This window comes from Pseudokordiimonas caeni, assembly GCF_026719705.1.
Taxonomy (GTDB): domain Bacteria; phylum Pseudomonadota; class Alphaproteobacteria; order Sphingomonadales; family Kordiimonadaceae; genus Gimibacter; species Gimibacter caeni.
The window spans coordinates 173,523-190,307 of sequence record NZ_JAPPRR010000002.1; the positions used below are offsets into that span (position 1 = coordinate 173,523).

The 16,785-nt window shown below is 61.5% G+C and carries 22 protein-coding genes and 1 tRNA gene; 12 read left to right on the top strand and 11 right to left on the bottom strand.

The genetic code is table 11. The features are described from left to right. Positions 1–36: 36 nt before the first annotated feature. Both OU694_RS09450 and OU694_RS09455 read right to left on the bottom strand, forming a co-directional pair. Positions 37–750, bottom strand: a complete 714-nt coding sequence (locus OU694_RS09450; protein WP_308910756.1) for a PEP-CTERM sorting domain-containing protein — start codon at positions 748–750, stop codon at positions 37–39. 168 nt (positions 751–918) lie between these two features. Continuing rightward, positions 919–995: transfer RNA gene (locus OU694_RS09455), tRNA-Arg, on the bottom strand. A gap of 158 nt (positions 996–1,153) precedes the next feature. On the opposite strand from OU694_RS09455, the gene OU694_RS09460 reads away from it, so the two are divergent. After that, positions 1,154–1,645: a hypothetical protein gene (locus OU694_RS09460; protein ID WP_308910757.1), complete on the top strand. Its 492-nt coding sequence runs from the start codon at positions 1,154–1,156 to the stop codon at positions 1,643–1,645. Here the strand turns inward: OU694_RS09460 and OU694_RS09465 are convergent. Both OU694_RS09465 and OU694_RS09470 read right to left on the bottom strand, forming a co-directional pair. Further along, the gene (locus OU694_RS09465; RefSeq protein ID WP_308910758.1) at positions 1,642–2,541 is read right to left on the bottom strand and encodes a P1 family peptidase; all 900 of its coding nucleotides are present in this window, start codon (positions 2,539–2,541) and stop codon (positions 1,642–1,644) included. The two genes, OU694_RS09460 and OU694_RS09465, sit on opposite strands and share 4 nt — an antisense overlap. A gap of 3 nt (positions 2,542–2,544) precedes the next feature. Then, a complete protein-coding gene (locus tag OU694_RS09470; protein WP_308910759.1) occupies positions 2,545–3,894 on the bottom strand; it encodes an ATP-binding protein in 1,350 nt (449 codons plus the stop codon). A gap of 309 nt (positions 3,895–4,203) precedes the next feature. Here OU694_RS09470 and rpmH point away from each other — a divergent pair, with 309 nt between their 5' ends. The 5 genes from rpmH (at position 4,204) to yihA (ending at position 7,579) form a co-directional block, all read left to right on the top strand. Next, the gene (rpmH, locus tag OU694_RS09475) at positions 4,204–4,338 is read left to right on the top strand and encodes a 50S ribosomal protein L34 (protein WP_289504013.1); all 135 of its coding nucleotides are present in this window, start codon (positions 4,204–4,206) and stop codon (positions 4,336–4,338) included. A gap of 114 nt (positions 4,339–4,452) precedes the next feature. Continuing rightward, the gene (gene rnpA, locus OU694_RS09480) at positions 4,453–4,884 is read left to right on the top strand and encodes a ribonuclease P protein component (RefSeq protein WP_308910760.1); all 432 of its coding nucleotides are present in this window, start codon (positions 4,453–4,455) and stop codon (positions 4,882–4,884) included. 1 nt (position 4,885) lies between these two features. Beyond that, the gene (yidD, locus tag OU694_RS09485) at positions 4,886–5,119 is read left to right on the top strand and encodes a membrane protein insertion efficiency factor YidD (RefSeq protein WP_308910761.1); all 234 of its coding nucleotides are present in this window, start codon (positions 4,886–4,888) and stop codon (positions 5,117–5,119) included. A 25-nt stretch (positions 5,120–5,144) separates the two neighbouring features. Then, on the top strand, positions 5,145–6,923 hold the full coding sequence (yidC, locus tag OU694_RS09490) for a membrane protein insertase YidC (RefSeq protein ID WP_308910762.1): 1,779 nt from the start codon (positions 5,145–5,147) through the stop codon (positions 6,921–6,923). 29 nt (positions 6,924–6,952) lie between these two features. Beyond that, positions 6,953–7,579: a ribosome biogenesis GTP-binding protein YihA/YsxC gene (gene yihA / locus OU694_RS09495; RefSeq protein WP_373460347.1), complete on the top strand. Its 627-nt coding sequence runs from the start codon at positions 6,953–6,955 to the stop codon at positions 7,577–7,579. Between the two features lie 8 nt (positions 7,580–7,587). Here yihA and OU694_RS09500 read toward each other — a convergent pair whose 3' ends face one another. Further along, on the bottom strand, positions 7,588–7,920 hold the full coding sequence (locus tag OU694_RS09500) for an Hpt domain-containing protein (protein WP_308910764.1): 333 nt from the start codon (positions 7,918–7,920) through the stop codon (positions 7,588–7,590). Between the two features lie 93 nt (positions 7,921–8,013). Here OU694_RS09500 and bamJ point away from each other — a divergent pair, with 93 nt between their 5' ends. The 4 genes from bamJ to OU694_RS09525 all read left to right on the top strand — a co-directional run bounded on the left by bamJ (position 8,014) and on the right by OU694_RS09525 (position 11,517). Further along, positions 8,014–9,000, top strand: a complete 987-nt coding sequence (gene bamJ, locus OU694_RS16390; protein WP_373460315.1) for a BamJ family beta-barrel-assembly machinery protein — start codon at positions 8,014–8,016, stop codon at positions 8,998–9,000. A 159-nt stretch (positions 9,001–9,159) separates the two neighbouring features. Beyond that, entirely contained in the window at positions 9,160–10,329 is a 1,170-nt protein-coding gene (locus OU694_RS09515; protein WP_308910765.1) for a ZIP family metal transporter, read from the top strand. Continuing rightward, positions 10,329–11,090, top strand: a complete 762-nt coding sequence (locus OU694_RS09520; protein ID WP_308910766.1) for an SDR family NAD(P)-dependent oxidoreductase — start codon at positions 10,329–10,331, stop codon at positions 11,088–11,090. The genes OU694_RS09515 and OU694_RS09520 overlap by 1 nt, the downstream gene beginning before the upstream one ends. A gap of 76 nt (positions 11,091–11,166) precedes the next feature. Next, positions 11,167–11,517, top strand: a complete 351-nt coding sequence (locus OU694_RS09525; protein ID WP_308910767.1) for a hypothetical protein — start codon at positions 11,167–11,169, stop codon at positions 11,515–11,517. Positions 11,518–11,535: 18 nt separating this feature from the next. On the opposite strand, the gene cysK is transcribed toward OU694_RS09525, so the two are convergent. From cysK to OU694_RS09540, 3 genes are all read right to left on the bottom strand, one after another. Next, positions 11,536–12,447, bottom strand: a complete 912-nt coding sequence (cysK, locus tag OU694_RS09530; RefSeq protein ID WP_308910768.1) for a cysteine synthase A — start codon at positions 12,445–12,447, stop codon at positions 11,536–11,538. 28 nt (positions 12,448–12,475) lie between these two features. Further along, entirely contained in the window at positions 12,476–13,345 is an 870-nt protein-coding gene (gene epsC, locus OU694_RS09535) for a serine O-acetyltransferase EpsC (RefSeq protein ID WP_308910769.1), read from the bottom strand. Between the two features lie 97 nt (positions 13,346–13,442). Further along, on the bottom strand, positions 13,443–14,213 hold the full coding sequence (locus tag OU694_RS09540) for a lysophospholipid acyltransferase family protein (protein WP_308910770.1): 771 nt from the start codon (positions 14,211–14,213) through the stop codon (positions 13,443–13,445). A gap of 126 nt (positions 14,214–14,339) precedes the next feature. Between OU694_RS09540 and OU694_RS09545 the strand changes: the two genes are divergently transcribed. Then, positions 14,340–14,675, top strand: coding sequence for a PilZ domain-containing protein (locus OU694_RS09545; RefSeq protein ID WP_308910771.1), 336 nt, complete (start codon positions 14,340–14,342; stop codon positions 14,673–14,675). A gap of 69 nt (positions 14,676–14,744) precedes the next feature. Here the strand turns inward: OU694_RS09545 and OU694_RS09550 are convergent, their stop codons facing one another. The 3 genes from OU694_RS09550 to OU694_RS09560 are packed head-to-tail and all read right to left on the bottom strand — an operon-like array spanning position 14,745 to position 16,188. Further along, the gene (locus tag OU694_RS09550) at positions 14,745–15,395 is read right to left on the bottom strand and encodes a glutathione S-transferase family protein (protein WP_308910772.1); all 651 of its coding nucleotides are present in this window, start codon (positions 15,393–15,395) and stop codon (positions 14,745–14,747) included. A 3-nt stretch (positions 15,396–15,398) separates the two neighbouring features. Further along, a complete protein-coding gene (locus OU694_RS09555) occupies positions 15,399–15,755 on the bottom strand; it encodes a DUF1428 domain-containing protein (protein ID WP_308910773.1) in 357 nt (118 codons plus the stop codon). Between the two features lie 22 nt (positions 15,756–15,777). After that, entirely contained in the window at positions 15,778–16,188 is a 411-nt protein-coding gene (locus OU694_RS09560; protein WP_308910774.1) for a VOC family protein, read from the bottom strand. A gap of 115 nt (positions 16,189–16,303) precedes the next feature. Between OU694_RS09560 and OU694_RS09565 the strand changes: the two genes are divergently transcribed. Further along, entirely contained in the window at positions 16,304–16,783 is a 480-nt protein-coding gene (locus OU694_RS09565; RefSeq protein WP_308910775.1) for a MarR family winged helix-turn-helix transcriptional regulator, read from the top strand. Positions 16,784–16,785: the final 2 nt, after the last annotated feature.

The window sequence follows — 16,785 nt, forward strand, 5'->3', positions numbered from 1 at the left end:
TCAATAGGGAGGGAGATGGCGCACCCGAACCTCAGGTTACCATATCGAAGAATAGCCCGCCATGTGGCGACGCCTGCGCACCGCTATGCCAGACAGACAGAAGCCGATCAGCAGGAACGTCCATGATGAAGGTTCAGGCACGGCAGGGATTGCACTGTCGGACACCAAGCCCATGGACAGGTTGTAAATATAGGCTTGACCTGATTTCCCGCCGCCATATTCGAAACGAAGCAACCCAAATCTATCCTCTAGGTCGTTAAAATAGTTTAGGTTGTAGAGGTCCGGCGTATGGAACACCAAACTAGCCTGAAGGCCACTAAGATAAAGCCTATCAATCAATATGTCATTGCCAGCGATGTTCACGTTGGCATCGCCCTCATATATGATGCTTAACTGCGAATATTCGTAGAATGACTCAACGACCAAGCCCGAGTTTTTAGTGTGGTAAAGCACAAAAGACTTATCACCCACTTTCACATAGCCGGTTGAAGCCTTGTAGCGAGCGTACGTTATGTAGTCCGGGTTATACTCGTCAGCGTATTCTTCGATCAAACGGTTGCTTCCAAGACTAAACGCAACATCGAAAGAAGTTTGAAGGCCGGAAGTGACGCCGAAAGCCGTAGCTTGCTCTGTATTGGCAAACTGCATTGTCCCGTTGAAGACATATCCTGCCCAAGCAGCTTCACCGGGCTGAACAAAACCGCCAAGAAGCAGCAATATGACAGGAAGAAGTTTGGATTTGATTCTCATGCTGAGTCTCCATGAAAGTTGTGCAATGCACGGGCGACTCAGCACATCTAGGTGAATTCTAGTAAAAACTGTTTTTTGGTCAATCTTTGGTCGAAAATATTGGATTCCAACCTGAAAAACAAAAAGCCCCGCCGGAAGGCAGGGCTTTTTCGTCGATCAGGGGAGAAGTGGCGCGCCCGAAGAGATTCGAACTCCTGACCCTCAGATTCGTAGTCTGATGCTCTATCCAGCTGAGCTACGGGCGCGCATTCCTCAGGGGCCGTCAAAACCGGCCCCGGCTGATGTGGGGCGCAACCTAATCAGATTGCCCTGCCAATGCAAGAGGGAAATGACTTTTTCTTGGCGGGGCAGGAAAAGGCCATTAGCGTAGCCTCCGAACCGACCGAAGAACGGGACAAAAGTAATGATCCTGCGCCCGCCCGCGCCCCTGATACCCGCCCTTGCTGCCGCCTTTCTCGTCGCCGGATGCGCCGGGCAGGGCGATTGGCCGTCGCTGACCGATCCGTTGCCGGATCCGGCGGCACGCACCACGCCCTACAAGGACCCGAACGCCCGCCCGCGCGAGATCGCCCCGCCGGCCGGGGGTGACGAGGCAGCGGACACCGTGCCCGAATCGGCCGAGGAAGCCGCCGCCCGCTTTGTCGAGGTTGAAGCGGCCTATGATGCTGCCCTCAAGGCCTATATCGGGGCTCGCGATTCGATCGCCGCAGCCCCCGACAAGGATGTGGCGGGGGACCGCTGGCGCGAGGCGCAGTTGCTGCTGACCCGTGCGAGCTTCGTACGCGAACGACTGATTCCGTTGATGGATCTTTCGGAGGCGGCAGCCGCCCTTTATGCAGCGTCGGACACATTGGTCGCGTCCGAGCGGCAGAAGCTGAAAGCGTTGAAGCCTTAACCGGTAGCGGCCGCCACGGCCTTTTCCACCGCCCGCGCCACACAGTCCGCCGCGAGCGTGCCGAGGACGGCCAGCGTGGCGGCGAGCGGGCCGGAGGCGGATTTTTCGCCGGTTGCCATGGCGAAAATCGTGTCGCCATCAAACGGGGTATGGATCGGACGAATCGTCCGCGCGAGGCCATCCTGCGCCATGATGGCGAGGCGCCGACAGGCGGCTTTATCAAGCGTCGCATTCGTTGCCACGCAGCCGATTGTCGTGTTGCCGCCCACAAGGCCGAGCTTCGGCAGGATCACCTCGCCGTGCTGCATCGCGCCCGGCGCCACTTCCCCGAAGCAATTGACGGCAATGAGGGCCGCGACCGCCGTGCCGTCCTCGAGCACAAGGCTTGCCGTGCCGATCCCGCCCGGCTTGCTGCCGGCAAGCGCGCCGTAACCCGCTCCGGCGCGGCCCTGCCGAATCGGCTCGCCCACCGCTATCAGCGCCCTGATACCGAGATCACGGTAAGGCGGCGTATCGCCCCAGTCCTTGTCGCCGCCATTGGCGAGATCGAAAAGAATGGCCGAAGGCACCACAGGCACAGCGCGGGGGCCAAGCGGCAGGCCGATGCCACGTGAGGACAGCATTGCCGTCACCCCGTCTGCCGCCGCGAGCCCGAAGACGGAGCCGCCCGACAGCACAAGGCCGTGGAATGTGTCGATAAGGCAGGTGGGGTCGAGCGCATCGGTATCCCGCGTACCGGGCGCGCCGCCGCGCACATCCACGCCCATGGCAACAGGTGCATCGGGCAGGATGACCGTTGTGCCGGTGCGGACGCGGGTGTCTTCCGCCTGCCCGACCTTCAGCCCCTTTATATCTAGGAGCGAATCACCGGGGCCAGGGCGGGCGGAGACCTGCATGGCTCAATCCTCGCCGTCGGGGTCGGGGCCCGGCAGGCAGACCCGGAAGGTGGTGCCGCCCTCGCCCGTTTCCTTCAGCCCAATCTGGCCGCCGTGGGCAAGCACGATGTCGCGTGCGATGGCAAGGCCGAGGCCGGAGCCACCCGCCTTGGCGACCGCCAGGAACGGCTTGAACAGGTTCGGCACCAGATGCGCCGGAATACCGGGGCCGGTGTCGGTGATATCGATATGGAAGGTGCCGGTATCATCACGTTCCGCCGTGAAGGTGATGGAGCCCGCTTGCCCCTGCGCTTCGTGCGCGTTGCGGGCGAGATTGAGGAACACCCGGTGCAGCTGGTTGCCGTCACCCCAGATCCAGAAGTCCTTCGGGAAATTGAAATAGACCTTGAAGTCGCCGTCGTCATCAAGCCCGAGCGTGGCGGCCACGTCTTCAAGAAGCGGCAACAGCGGCGTTTCGCCCTTCACGGGGGCGGGCTCATCGGCGCGACCATGGCGGAGCGTGCGTTCGCAAAGCGCCACCGCGCGGCTGACGGATGTCATCAGGCGGCGCGCCACCGGCACGATGCGCGGATCATCGACCTTCGAAAGACGGTCGGTCGCCAGTTGCGCGGTCGTCAGGATATTGCGGAGGTCATGATTGATCTTGGAAACCGCCTCGCCAAGCTCAGCGAGGCGCGTTTTTTCCTTCAGGTTCGCCTGCAGTTCGTCCTGCATGCGGACAAGTTCGCGGCTCACCACGCCGATCTCGTCGCGGCGGCGCACCAGCCGGCGGTGCGGTCCCTTGGCTTCGGGATGCAGGCGGAAACTGACGATGGTGTTCTTAAGCCGCCGCATGGGGCGCACCATCAGCCAGTGAAGGGCAAGATAAACACCCAGCCCCACCATCACCGACACGATGACGGACAGGATAAGGACGTTCGAGCTATAGGCCACCATGGCTTCATAGAGGCCCATTTCGCTCATGGTGATCTCGACCCAGCGAGTGCCGGGCAGCGAAGGCTCCCCCACCACCCGGATGATGCGGCCGCCCTTGGCCTGGAAGGTATCGAAGGCATCGGCGATCAGCATGCCGAGCGACGCCTGCCGGAGGTCGATGACCGCGTCGGCTTCAGCCGGCATCAGGTCGAACCCGAGCATCAGGCTCTTGTCTTCCCGGCGCACGATCACGGCGATCACACCGGCAGTTTCCAGAAGCTGCTGCTCAAGCCGCGGGCTCACCATATGGCCCGGCGCTTCCTCGAGCGAAAGGGCGGCCACTTGCGCAGCGATCAGCCGTTCTTCCAAAAAGCCCTGCCGGTAGGCGGCGATCCAGGGCATGAAGACAAGCAGCTCCACCACCGTGATGAAAAACACGGTGAGCGCTAGCAAACGGGAGCGCAAGGAGGAGGTGATGGGTCTGTATCTGTCTGGCATCTTTATATCTGTTGGCGGCCACTGCCGCATGGGTCTGATGAAACTATGCGGCCTTTCAAGCGCTTGGCAAGCCTTGTTCGTACCTCTATGATGGCAGGCGGAAAATCGCGGTGCCTGTCCGTTTCGCCTGAAAATCGACCATTCCACGGTTGACTCGTGCCAAGGGCGGGGCTATACAGCGCGCTCGAATTTGATGCGCAGGCAGCGCCTATAACGCTGGAACCGCGCGATAAAGCTGGAGTTGGACACGTGAAACGTACCTATCAACCGAGTGTGCTCGTCCGCAAGCGCCGTCATGGTTTCCGCGCTCGCAAGGCAACCGTTGGCGGTCGCGCCGTCCTTGCTGCCCGCCGCGCGCGTGGCCGCAAGCGCCTGTCGGCCTAAGGCCTGACACGGAGCGAACGCGGGGCGCCATGGTGCCCCGGCGGAAAGCTGCATTTCGAATGCCGACCGAGAGTTATCCGGTCGGCTTTCGTCTTTTGAGGGGCTGAAAAAGGCATGAGCGGGCAAGAGGCCAAGGCCGCCAAGGCGCTCCATCGGGTCACCGAACGGCCCGACTATCTTGCCATTGCCGCCACCGGCCGCAAATGGATCACCCCCGCTTTCATCCTGCAGGCCCGGCCGGGCGAGAAGGACACGCCACCGCGCACCGGCTTCACGGTTTCCAAAAAGGTCGGAAATTCGGTGATCCGCAACCGGGCCCGCCGCCGCCTGAAGGAAGCCGCCCGGGCGATTCTGCCCGAAAAGGGTGTGAAGGGCTGGGATTATGTGCTGGTGGGCCGGCAGGCCGCCGTCGACTATCCTTTTGAGAAGCTGAAAGCCGATCTTTCCTGGGGGCTCGCCAAGCTTGACGCCGGGGCCGATCTCGTCGGCGGCAAGGCGAAGCCCGAGCGGCGCGAAAATGCCCCGAAATCCAAAGGAAAGTCTTGAAATGCGCTCCCCGCTTGCCATCTGTCTGAGCGGGCTCGTGCGCTTTTACCGCTATTTCATTTCACCGCTTCTTGGCCAGAATTGCCGTTACCAGCCCACCTGCAGCGCCTATGCGCTTGAAGCGATCCGTCTTCATGGTGGACTTAAGGGTGGTTGGCTGGCAATAAAGCGCGTCATGAAATGCCATCCGTGGGGCGGCTCGGGCTACGACCCGGTCCCGCCCGCGGATACATGAAGTCTAATCGGGATGAAACGTCACTATGGGTGATAACAAGAATCTGTTCATTGCGCTCGGTCTCGCGCTCCTCGTCATGATCGGCTACGACAAGCTTTACCTGCAGCCGAAAATGGAAGCCGCCCAGCGCGAGCTGGAGGCGCAGGACGCCCTGAAAAAGGCGGACGCGACCGGCGATGCGCTGTCGACCGCAAGCCCGGCCCCGGCCGACGACCTTGCCATCGCCCCGCACGACGATCTCGGCACTGCGGCTGCCGCACCCGCCACCAAGGCCGTGGCAGCCCTGCCCGACGCCGGCTCGGTGAAGATCGAGACGCCGGAACTGAAAGGTTCGCTGTCGCTGCGCGGTGCGCGTTTCGATGATCTGGTGCTCGTGAAGCATAGCGTGTCACTCGAGGACGACCGCCCGGTCCGCCTCCTGACCCCGCTTGCTGACGAGCGCTCCTATTTCGTGCGCTTCGGCTGGGCCGCGCGCGGCAAGGATGCTGGCTATGTACCCGGCGACCAGACGGTCTGGACCGCTGACAATGCGACGCTGACCCCCGACACCCCTGTCACTCTCTCCTGGACGAACGAAGCCGGTGTGCGCTTCACCCAGAAGATCGAGGTCGACAAGGAATTCATGTTCAAGGTGACCCAGTCGGTCACCAACAGCTCCGGCGAAGCGCTGGACCTTGCCCCTTACGGCCTTATCAACCGTGACGGCCAAGTGAAGACCGAAGGTCTTTACATCCTTCACGAAGGTCCGCTTGGTGTGTTCAACGGCACGCTTGAGGAAAAAAGTTATTCGGACCTTGAAGACGACGGCAATTTCGAGACCTCGTCCAAGGGCGGCTGGCTTGGCATCACCGACAAATACTGGATGACGGTGCTGATCCCGGACCAGAATGCCGAACTGTCGCGCGCCCGCTTCGTGCGGCAGGCAACCGGCGGCATGCTGCGCCACCGTGTCGACTATGTTGAAAGCTGGCAGGCTGTGGCCGCCGGCAGCAGCCGCGAAGACGTGACCCATTTCTATGCGGGCGCCAAGATCGTTTCGGCGATCGACGACTATGAAACCAGGCTCGATATTCCGCTTTTCGACCGCGCCATCGACTGGGGCTGGTTCTACTGGCTGACCCGTCCGATCTTCAAAGGGCTGCATTATCTCTTTGAACTGACCGGCAACTTCGGCATCGCCATCCTTGTGATGACGGTCCTCATCAAGCTCGCCCTCTTCCCGCTTGCCAACAAATCCTATGTGTCGATGAGCCACATGAAGATGGTGCAGCCGAAGATCAAGGCGCTGCAGGAACGCCACAAGGATGACAAGGCCCGCCTGCAGCAGGAAATGATGGAGCTTTACAAGAAGGAAAAGATCAACCCGCTCGCCGGCTGCCTGCCGGTGCTGGTGCAGATCCCGATCTTCTTCTCGCTCTATAAGGTGCTCTATGTGACGATCGAGATGCGCCACCAGCCCTTCTTCGGCTGGGTGCAGGATCTGTCGGCACCTGACCATTTCACCCCGGTCAACCTCTTTGGCCTGATCCCGTGGGACCCGCCGGCCATGATCGCCATCGGCGTCTGGCCGATCCTGATGGGCCTCACCATGTGGCTGCAACAGAAGATGAACCCGCAAACGGGCATGGACCCGACGCAGGCAAAGGTCATGATGTTCCTGCCGATCATCTTCACCTTCATGCTGGCGCAGTTCGCCGCAGGCCTCGTGATCTACTGGACCTGGAACTCGCTTCTGTCGGTCGCCCAGCAATGGGTGATCATGCGCCGTGAAGAAGCCCGCGTGGCCCGGAGCTCCAAAGCGTGACCGAAGAAGCCCGCTTCACACCTGAACAGATGGAAACCGGCCGGCTGATGCTGGCCGGTCCCGTCGAGTTCGTCATGGGGGCCGTGAAGCTGGACCAGCTTCTGGGTGCTGACCGCCCGGAAGTGGCCTTCGCCGGCCGCTCGAACGTCGGCAAATCGAGCCTTGTGAATGCCCTGACCGGCCGCAAGACGCTGGCGCGTACCTCGAACACGCCGGGCCGCACGCAGGAGCTGAACTATTTCCGTGCGGGTGAAGAGATGAACCTGCCGATGTATCTCGTCGATCTGCCGGGATACGGCTATGCCAAGATCGAACGCAAGCGCGTGGAGCGCTGGACCCATCTGGTGAAATCCTTCCTGCGCGGCCGCCCGACCCTGCGCCGGGTGCTCCTACTCATCGATAGCCGGCATGGCCTCAAGGAAAACGACCGCGAGATCATGAAGATGCTTGATGACGCAGCCGTCAATTACCAGATCGTGCTGACGAAGCTCGACAAACTGACAACGCCCGAACGCGCCAAGATCATTGAAAAAACCGCGGCTGACGCCAAAACCTTCATCGCTTGCCACCCCATCGTGCTCGCCACCTCCAGCGAGAAGGGCTGGGGCCTTGAAGAACTTCGGGCCGAAATCGCCCAGATAGCCGCGAACGGCTGAGGCCGCCGTCAGCCCGTTGCCTCAAGCGTCGCGATGATCGCCTCGCGGAGGGCAGCCATCGCCTCTTCGCTCACCGCGCCCGATTCCGCTTCCTTTTCCACCTGCTCCGCGGCCTCGCCAAGCGCCAGCGCGCCGAAGGTACGGGCCGTGCTTTTTAGCGCATGGGATTCGACATCCAGGAGTGCCCAATTCCCGCCATCATGATGGGCGAAAAGGGCCTCGAGTGCGTCTTCGACCTCTGCCCGGAAGCTTGCCATCAGCACACGGGCGGTTTCCTCGCCCACATCGGCTTTTATGCGTTCGAACGGGTCTGGATCGAAGGTCGGAACGTCGGTCATCATTCAGCGTTTCCTTACGGTAACCTGCATTATTTCCTTTCCCCTACCCCATGGCTTCGCTAGTGTCGCGCCAATTCTGAATCCGAGGAAACCATCATGCGTCAGCATACCCCCCTGCAGAATATTCTTGCCACCGCCCTTCTCAGCCTCGCCCTCGTCGCATGCGACAGCAGCAAGCCGAAGGAAGCAGAAGCCCCGAAGGACGAAGCCGCGACCGAAGCGCCGGCCGGCACCGAGGCAGGCACCGAGACCAATACCGAAGAAGAAAGCCCCATCGATATGACCGCACTAGCCGCCTATAAGGAAAAAAACGAAGCGTATCTCGCTGAGAATGCCACCAAGGAAGGCGTGACGGTTGCCGAATCCGGCCTGCAATATGTTGTGGAAAAAGACGGCGAAGGCGCCTCGCCCACCGCTGAAAGCTATGTGGTTGTTCACTATGCCGGCCGCCTCATCGATGGCACCGAGTTTGACAGTAGCTACAAGCGCGGCGAACCCGCCACCTTCCCCGCCGGCCGCCTGATCAAGGGCTTCACCGAAGCGCTTCTGATGATGAAGGAAGGCGCCAAGTGGCAGATCACCATCCCCGCCGAGATTGCCTATGGCAACATGGACCGTGGCCCGATCCCCGCGAACTCGACCCTTATCTTCGATCTCGAACTGATCAAGGTGACAAGCGAGGAAGAGCTGATCGCCGATATGAAAGCGCCGCAGGAAGCCTATCTCGCCGAGAATGCCAAGAAAGCCGGTGTCACCACCACCGCTTCCGGCCTGCAGTACAAGGTCGTGGAATCCGGTGACGGCAAAAGCCCGACCGACACCTCGACCGTTGTCGTCCATTATGCCGGCCGCCTGATTGACGGCACCGAGTTCGACAGCAGTTACAAGCGCGGCGAGCCCATCGACTTCCCGGTCAATGGCGTGATTCCCGGCTGGACTGAAGCCCTGCTCCTGATGAAGGAAGGCGACAAGTGGGAACTGACCATCCCGTCAGATCTCGGCTACGGCGCCCGCGGTGCCGGCCAGGACATTCCGCCCTATTCGACCCTCGTGTTCGATGTGGAGCTTCTTGAAGTCCGCTGAGCCGGGCTTATATCGAGATAAGCGGAAGGGGCCTTCGTGGCCCCTTTTTGCTGGCCTCGCCTTGAAATTTATCCGCGCTGGCCAAGCCAAATGTAATATTGTAACAGTCTCCCGCCGGGTGGATGGTCCAGCCGGCCTTGTTGGGACCCGTTCCTGCCGATGCTACTTGCCCTGATCCTGTCGATGATGGCCGTGCTGGCCGCGCCGCTTCTGGCACGGCTCACCGATGGCCGTCCGGCCTACCGCGCCGGGCTCGACGGTTTTGTGATCGTGGTTGTCTTCGGCCTTATCTTCCTGACCCTGCTGCCCGAGGCGCTGGCGCACGGCGGTCTCGCCGCTTTCCTTGTCGCGGCCCTCGGTTTCGCGCTGCCGTGGCTGGCCGAACTGATGCTGCATCATGCCGAGGCCAAGGCACACCGCGCCTTCCTCGCTATCGCCTTCATCGCCATCCTGCTGCATGAGGCCAGCGACGGGGCGATCCTCGCCCTTGCGGCCGGGCATGAGGGTGCTGCATTTGTGGCAACCGGCATCGTGGTGCACCGGATCGGTGTTGCCGTGGCACTATGGTGGCTGTTCCGCCCGTTCCTGAGCCAGAGGTCCGGCTATCTGATGCTTGCAACCCTCGCAGCTGTTTCCGGGCTTGGCTATGGTGCCGCCACCATCGCGCTTGATTGGCACGGCATTCCCATCGTCGGCTACTGGCAGGCGTTTGCCGCCGGATCGCTGCTGCATATCGTGCTGCATCCTCTGGAAGAAGACCCGGCGACCGAACGCGAGACCCGCAGGGGCCAGCAGGCCGGCACACTTGCCGGTGTGCTCCTCCTGATGGCCTTCGCACTCAGCCACATGATGCACAGCGGCCACGATCATGTGGCGGGTGTGGAAAGCCACGCCAACGCCATCGACCTGATGGCGACGACAGGCCATACGCTGGCGCCGCTGCTTCTCGGCCTTGTCCTTTCGGGTATCGCCTTCGGTTATGTGCGCCACCGCCACAAGCGGCTGGAAGGTTGCCGCGACGGGCTGGACCTTGCCGCGCCCTGGTCGCTTCTCCTTTGGCTTGCCGTTACCGTGATTGCCCTGCTGCGCCCCGGCTGGTTCCCCGAACCGCCAGCCGGCACCGTGCGGATCGATTTCATGCTGATACTGTGGAGCATCCTGACGCTTGCCTCCTTCCTGCGGATGGGCGCCCGGCGCTTTGTCGGCACGCTGATGCCGCGCACGCCTTTCGCGCGGCTGCATGCCCATCATACGGTCGGGCATCACCATCATCATGGGCATGGCCATGGCAAGGACCATTCCCATCATAGTCACGAGAGACAATCCTGATGCGTTTCGAGGATAAATCGATTGTCGTCACCGGCGGCACGTCCGGCTTCGGCGAAAGCATTGTGCGGGCCTTTGCGGCCGAGGGCGCCAATGTCTGGTTCTGCGGCCTGATCGATGCCGAGGGCGAGCGTGTTGTCGCCTCGCTGCGGGATGCACCGGGCAAGGCCTTCTACCGGCATGCCGATGTGCGCGACGAACCATCCGTACATGCCTTCATCGACGCAGCGGCGGGTCAGGCCGGCGGGATCGATATTGCGGTCAATAATGCCGGCATCAGCCACAAGGCCGCCCGCTTCGCCGATCAGGACCTTGCCATCGTCGAGGATGTGTGGCGCACCAACGTGATGGGTGTGTGGCATGCCATGCGGCGCGAAATCCACCACATGCTGCAGGCGGGCCGGGGCGGCGCCATCGTCAATACCGCCTCGATCCTGTCGAAATCAGGAGCGGAGTGGATGACGGCTTACGGCATGAGCAAACATGCGGTCGTCGGTATCACCAAATCGGCGGCGATGGATTATGCGGCGGATGGCATCCGTATCAATGCCATCTCACCCGGCCCCATGCGCACCCCGATGCTGGACCGCGCACTCGCCGATATCGGCGGGGATATGAGCAAATTTGCAGGCGGCTTTCCGAAAGGCGGGCCTGCGGACCCTGCCGTTGTTGCCCGTACTGTCCTGTATCTCGCCAGCGACGAGGCCGCCTACATGACCGGCGCCAATGTCGTCGTGGACGGTGCGACGAGCGACACCATCTGACGCCGAGGATTTACAAGCGCCTGAAAAGGTTGCAATATCCAAAAAACTTGAACTATTCCCCAAACCGAGAGCCGACATGATCCTCGAATCCCGCAGCATCATCTTTTCGCACGACGAGCTTACCATCGCGCTTCGTCCGCTGCTGGAGCAAAAAGGCATTTTCGAGGAAATCGCAGGCGACGCGCTAAAAGCCAGCCTTGACGAAGAAGGCGAGGTTCAGGTGAAGGTCATGGCCGAGGGCTATGACGAGGTTGCCCCGATGAACAGCCGCGAGGTCGGCGTCGCGGTGCTCAATCATTGCATCGACAAGGGCATTCCCCTGCCGCGCGGGTCCTACAAGGAACTGGCACTGAGGGGCGATCATATTGCCCTGATCGTGCGGCTGCAAACGGGTGACACCGAAGCAGCCGGCGCGATGGGCTTCTGATCGCCCGACCCTTATCCCTTATTCCGGCAGGAAATCCGGTACCGACAGGTAACGCTCGCCCGTGTCGTAGCAGAAGCCGAGCACGCGGCCCTTGCCGATCTCATCGAGCTTTGCGGCAATCGCCGCGAGGGTGGCACCTGAGGAAATCCCCACAAGGATGCCTTCCTTCGTCGCCAGCTTGCGAGCCATGTCCTTCGCGGCATCGGGCGCGACCTGCACCACACCGTCCGTCTGCTTCAGGTCCATCACATCGGGGATGAAGCCGGCACCGATCCCCTGAATGGGGTGCGGGCCGGGCTGGCCGCCCGAGAGAACCGGCGACAGGGTCGGCTCCACCGCATAGACCTTGAGGCCTGAAAAACGCTTCTTCAGCGCCTTGGCACAGCCGGTGATATGGCCGCCGGTGCCGACGCCGGTGATGAGATAATCGAGGCCGTCGGCAAAATCGGCGGCGATTTCCTCGGCGGTCGTGCGTTCATGTACGGCGACGTTTGCGGGGTTCTTGAACTGCTGCGGGATCCAGCCGCCGGGCGTGTCGGCCAGCAATTCCTCGGCGCGGGCCACCGCCCCCTTCATGCCAAGCTCCTTGGGTGTCAGCACGAACTCGGCGCCGTACGCGAGCATCAACCGGCGGCGTTCGATCGACATCGATTCCGGCATCACCAGAATGAGCCGGTAACCTTTCACAGCGGCAACCATGGCAAGCCCGATCCCGGTGTTGCCGGAGGTCGGCTCGATGATCGTGCCACCGGACTTCAGGGCGCCGCTCTTCTCCGCGTCCTCGATCATGGCAAGGGCGATCCTGTCCTTGATCGAGCCGCCGGGGTTGGCGCGTTCGAGCTTCAGCCAGACATCATGGTCCGGAAACAGGCGCGACAGGCGCACATGCGGGGTCCCGCCAATTGTGTCGAGAACGGATTGGGCTTTCATCTGATTTCCCCCAGAAAGGATTGTCGGGTCACGCCTTGCGGCGGGTGTCGATCGGGATGATTTCCTCGGTGTCGCACGGACGGAACATCACGCGCGACCATGCCGGGACCGACCGGGTGAGCCATACGTTACCACCGATCACCGAATTCGCACCAACAACCGTGTCGCCACCAAGGATCGTGGCGTTCGCATAGATCACCACATTGTCCTCGATGGTCGGATGGCGTTTCTTCGCGCGCATGCTTTCATCCACCCGGAGCGCACCGATGGTGACCCCCTGATAGATTTTCACATTGTTGCCGATGATGGCGGTCTCCCCGATCACCACCGACGTGCCGTGGTCGATATGAAGCGACTTGCCGATCGTCGCGCCGGGGTGGATATCGATCCCGGTGCGGTGATGGGCAAATTCGGTGATCATGCGCGGCAACAGTGGTACGCCGAGCTTCAGCAGCGCATGCGCCACCCGGTAGGCCGTGATCGCATAGAAGCCGGGATAGCTGAGGATGACCTCATCCAGCGACGTCGCCGCCGGATCGCCTTCACGCAAGGCCTCGGCGTCCGCATGGCAGGCATCGGCAATCGTCGGCAATTGGTCCAGAAACGCACAGGTGATGGCATCGGCCTCATGAGCGCGTTCAGGGAGCAAGGCGGCGATCAGGCGGGCAAGCTCGTCCCGCGCCGTCGCCAGCATGCCGTCAACCGGCGTGTCCCGCTCACCCTCCGGCAGGAAGTGCGGAAACATGAGGGACAGGATGCGGCAATAAAGCTGACCGCCCGAGCTGACCGACAGGGGCGGGATGCGGCCGTAACGCGCGCGCTGCGCGGTCAGCCGGGTTTTCAGATCACCGGCTGGGGCCGGTGCCTCGGTGGCGGATATCTTTTTTGAACTGTTCATGGCGCCTCTCCTCGCTGCGCCTCCATAGTTTAGACCTATCGGGCGGCGCTACAAGGGGACCTTGCGCGAGAATTTCTTCACAAATTCGAGACTTGGCCTACTTATCCTTGTCCACCGATGCTGGCAGCAGGTGTCCGTAGCCCGCTTCCACGAAAAGTTCGTCGCTGCGCTTCACCACGTCGCGCTCGATCGCCTTCATGAATTCGTCTTTCGTCAGGCCCGACGGGATCGGTGCGCCGATCTCGAAAACGGCGATGCCGGAGCGATGGAAAAAGCCCTTGCGCCAGAAAAGGCCGGTGTTGGTGGCAACCGGCACGACGGGCAGTCCCCCCGCCTTCTGGATGAAATAGGCACCGGACTTGAGCGGCCTATATTGGCCGGGCTTGGTGCGGGTCGCCTGCGGGTAAACGATGATCGGCTGGCCGCCGTCGTGAACGATCTTCGAGACAGCATCCATTTCCTTGTGGGCGGTGCCGGACTGACGATCCACCCGGATGATGCCTACCTTTGAGAGGATCGGGCCGATGAAGGGCAGGCCGAACAGTTCTTTCTTCGCCAGTGCCGTGACATCCTGCCGCACATTGTAGGTCAGGATCGGATCAAGGTTCGACTGGTGCGCCGCCGCGATGATGACCGGGCCGGTCTTCGGCAGGTTTTCAAGGCCGCGGTATTCCCACTTGATCCCCATCACGATACGCGCGATCCAGGCGGAGCCAAGGCAGTAGCCATGGATGCCCTTGCGCACAAAGGCCTGGCTGACCGGCAGGTAGCAGAAGATCGACAGGATTCCTGTGTACAGGATCGTGAAGGGATAGAAGGTCAGGTTGAACAGGACGGACCGCAGGGCGTCTGTCAGGCGGTGTATCACGATGCTCTCTCCCTTCAGGGCCGGGTTTCCAGCCACTTGCGCGACCTATTGGCATTCGCCGGTGCGTTGACACAAGCAGAAAAAAGGTTAGCGTGTCGAAAATCAAGACCGAAGGGGGACAGGTTGATGATTGACCGCGCTGATGACAAGCGCCGGGACGAGCGGCTCGATGTTGCTTGGCGGGGCACACTGACGCTGGAATCCGGTGATCAGTATGATTGCCAAGTACAGGATGTGGCACTGGCCGGCACGCTTGTCCATTGCATCGCCCCCGTGAAGGTCGGCGACGAAGCCATCCTGATGATCGACGGCCTTGGCGAATTCGCCGGCGAGGTCCGCTGGGTCGGCACCGGCGCCTTCGGGATGGGGCTCGTCATCGGCCCCGACATCAAGCTGAAGCGCTATGCCGAAACGGCGGGCGCCGACCTTTCGCAGAAGCCCGAACTGCCCGACGAGAATTAGAGAAGCGCCCCGACCCAAAGGCCGGAGCGCATGTGCGGGGCTGGAGGGCGCCCAAGTGATGTCCGCTCTTTACGCGGCTTCTTCCTCAAGATCGGCCAAATGGTCGGCCAGTGCCTTTTGGAAGGCGGGCCGGGCTTCGCAGCGGGCGAGATAAGCTGCAAGCTTCGGCTGACCCGCCACCAGATCGGTATGCCGCAGGATGCGCAGGACAGTCGCCATCATGAGGTCACCCGCTGTGAAACTGCCTTCCAGATAGTCCTTGTCGCCCAAGCGCCCGGCGAGAGCCGCAAGGCGGCGTTCGATCATCGACACCACTTCGGGGCGGCGTTCCTTGGCCCATGCCTCGTTCGGATAGAAGAGATCGATGGTCGCCAACTGCTGCACCACACCCTCAACAGAATTGAGGGCAGCAAACATCCAGCTGATCGCCTTGATCCGTGCCTTCGGATCCTTCGGCAACAGGCTTTCCGACTGTTCGGCAATATTCAGGACAATGGCACCGGATTCGAAAAGATCGAAACCATCCTCGATATAGACAGGCACCTGCGCGAATGGCTGCAGGGCGCGATATTCGGGCGATTCCTTCTCTTCCTGGCTGATCCGCCGCACGTCATAGGGAAGGCCGGCCTCTTCAAGCGCCCAGCGAACGCGCAGGTCGCGCACCAGTCCTTTTGCGAAGGGCGGCACCCATTTGAAGGTGGTGACGGTACGTCTGGTCATGGCTCAGGCCTCCACAATCGTGTTGAAGCCGCCGAAGATCATGCGTTTGCCATCGAAGGGCATGTCGCTCATCGGCATATCCTTGAAACGATCATCTTCCATCGCCGCCTTGTTGCCGGTGTCGCGGGCGGCGCGTGACGGCCAGGTGATCCACGAAAAGACAACCTCCTCACCATCCTCGCATTTCACCGCCATCGGGAAGGAGGTCAGCTTGCCTTCGGGCACGTCATCGGCCCAGCATTCAACCACCGAAAGGGCGCCATGATCCTTAAACACGACCGACGCCTTTTGGGCGAGATCGACATAGGCCTGCTTCTTGGCTTTCGGTACTGCCAGTACATATCCATCAACATAGGTCATTCTTTGTCTCCCTTGTCCCTGTTCAATTGCCGCATTCGCGCGGCCCGCCAAGCGGCTGCAGCATGCTGAGGCGGTTACCCTCGGTGTCAGTAAAAGGCACGTAGCGGCCGACGCCGGGGATATCCATCGGCTCGCCGAGGATTATACCACCTGCTGCAGCCACTGCCTCCATCGCTGCTTCAACCTCGTCCACCTCAATCACCACAGAGGGCGCATCGGCATTTGGCATCTTCGGGTGGAAGCCGCCATTGATGGCGCCGGGATCGATGGGGCCCATCTCGCCCGAGGGCGCAGTCGCCGCGAGCACATAATTGCCCATCTCTTCGCCAAGCATCGTCGTCTGCCAGCCGAAGGCTTTGGTGTAGAAGGCCGCCATGCGGCTTCTGTCGTCATAGGGAAGTTCAAAATGCACAACGGCATTCATGCGGGCCATCAGGTTTTCTCCTTGGCTGTCGTGACCGGGTTTTTACTGGTTTTTCAACGGATAAACTGGCCAAACGCCCCACTTTTGCGCTTGACAAATACGTTGATATCAACATAATAAGATCATGTCAACCATTGAAGCCATCACTTTGGATAACCCGGTTCCCTTCAGCACCACGCTTGAGGTGCGGGATGCTTGTCTCTGCCTTTATGTGCAGCGCGCGGCGCGGGCACTGGCCCGCCGGTTTGACACGGCTTTCCGGCCCCTTGGCATCACCAACGGCCAGTTTTCGCTGCTGATGTCGCTCAATCGCCCGCATCCCGCCCCCATGGGTCCGGTCGCCCAGCTTCTGGCGATGGATCGCACCACACTGACGGCCGCGTTGAAGCCGCTTGAGAAGAAGGGCCTCCTCACCATCACCCCAGACCCGAGCGACCGCCGCAGCCGGCTCCTCAGCCTGACCGATGAAGGCCGGGCCCTGCTCGCGAGGGCCGCGCCGATCTGGCGCAGCGAGCATGCAGCGCTTGAAAGCGAGCTTCCGCCCGATAGTCCGGCCGACGCCATGCGCGCCGGGCTGATGGCCATCGCCTTCGGCAATGCGTAAGG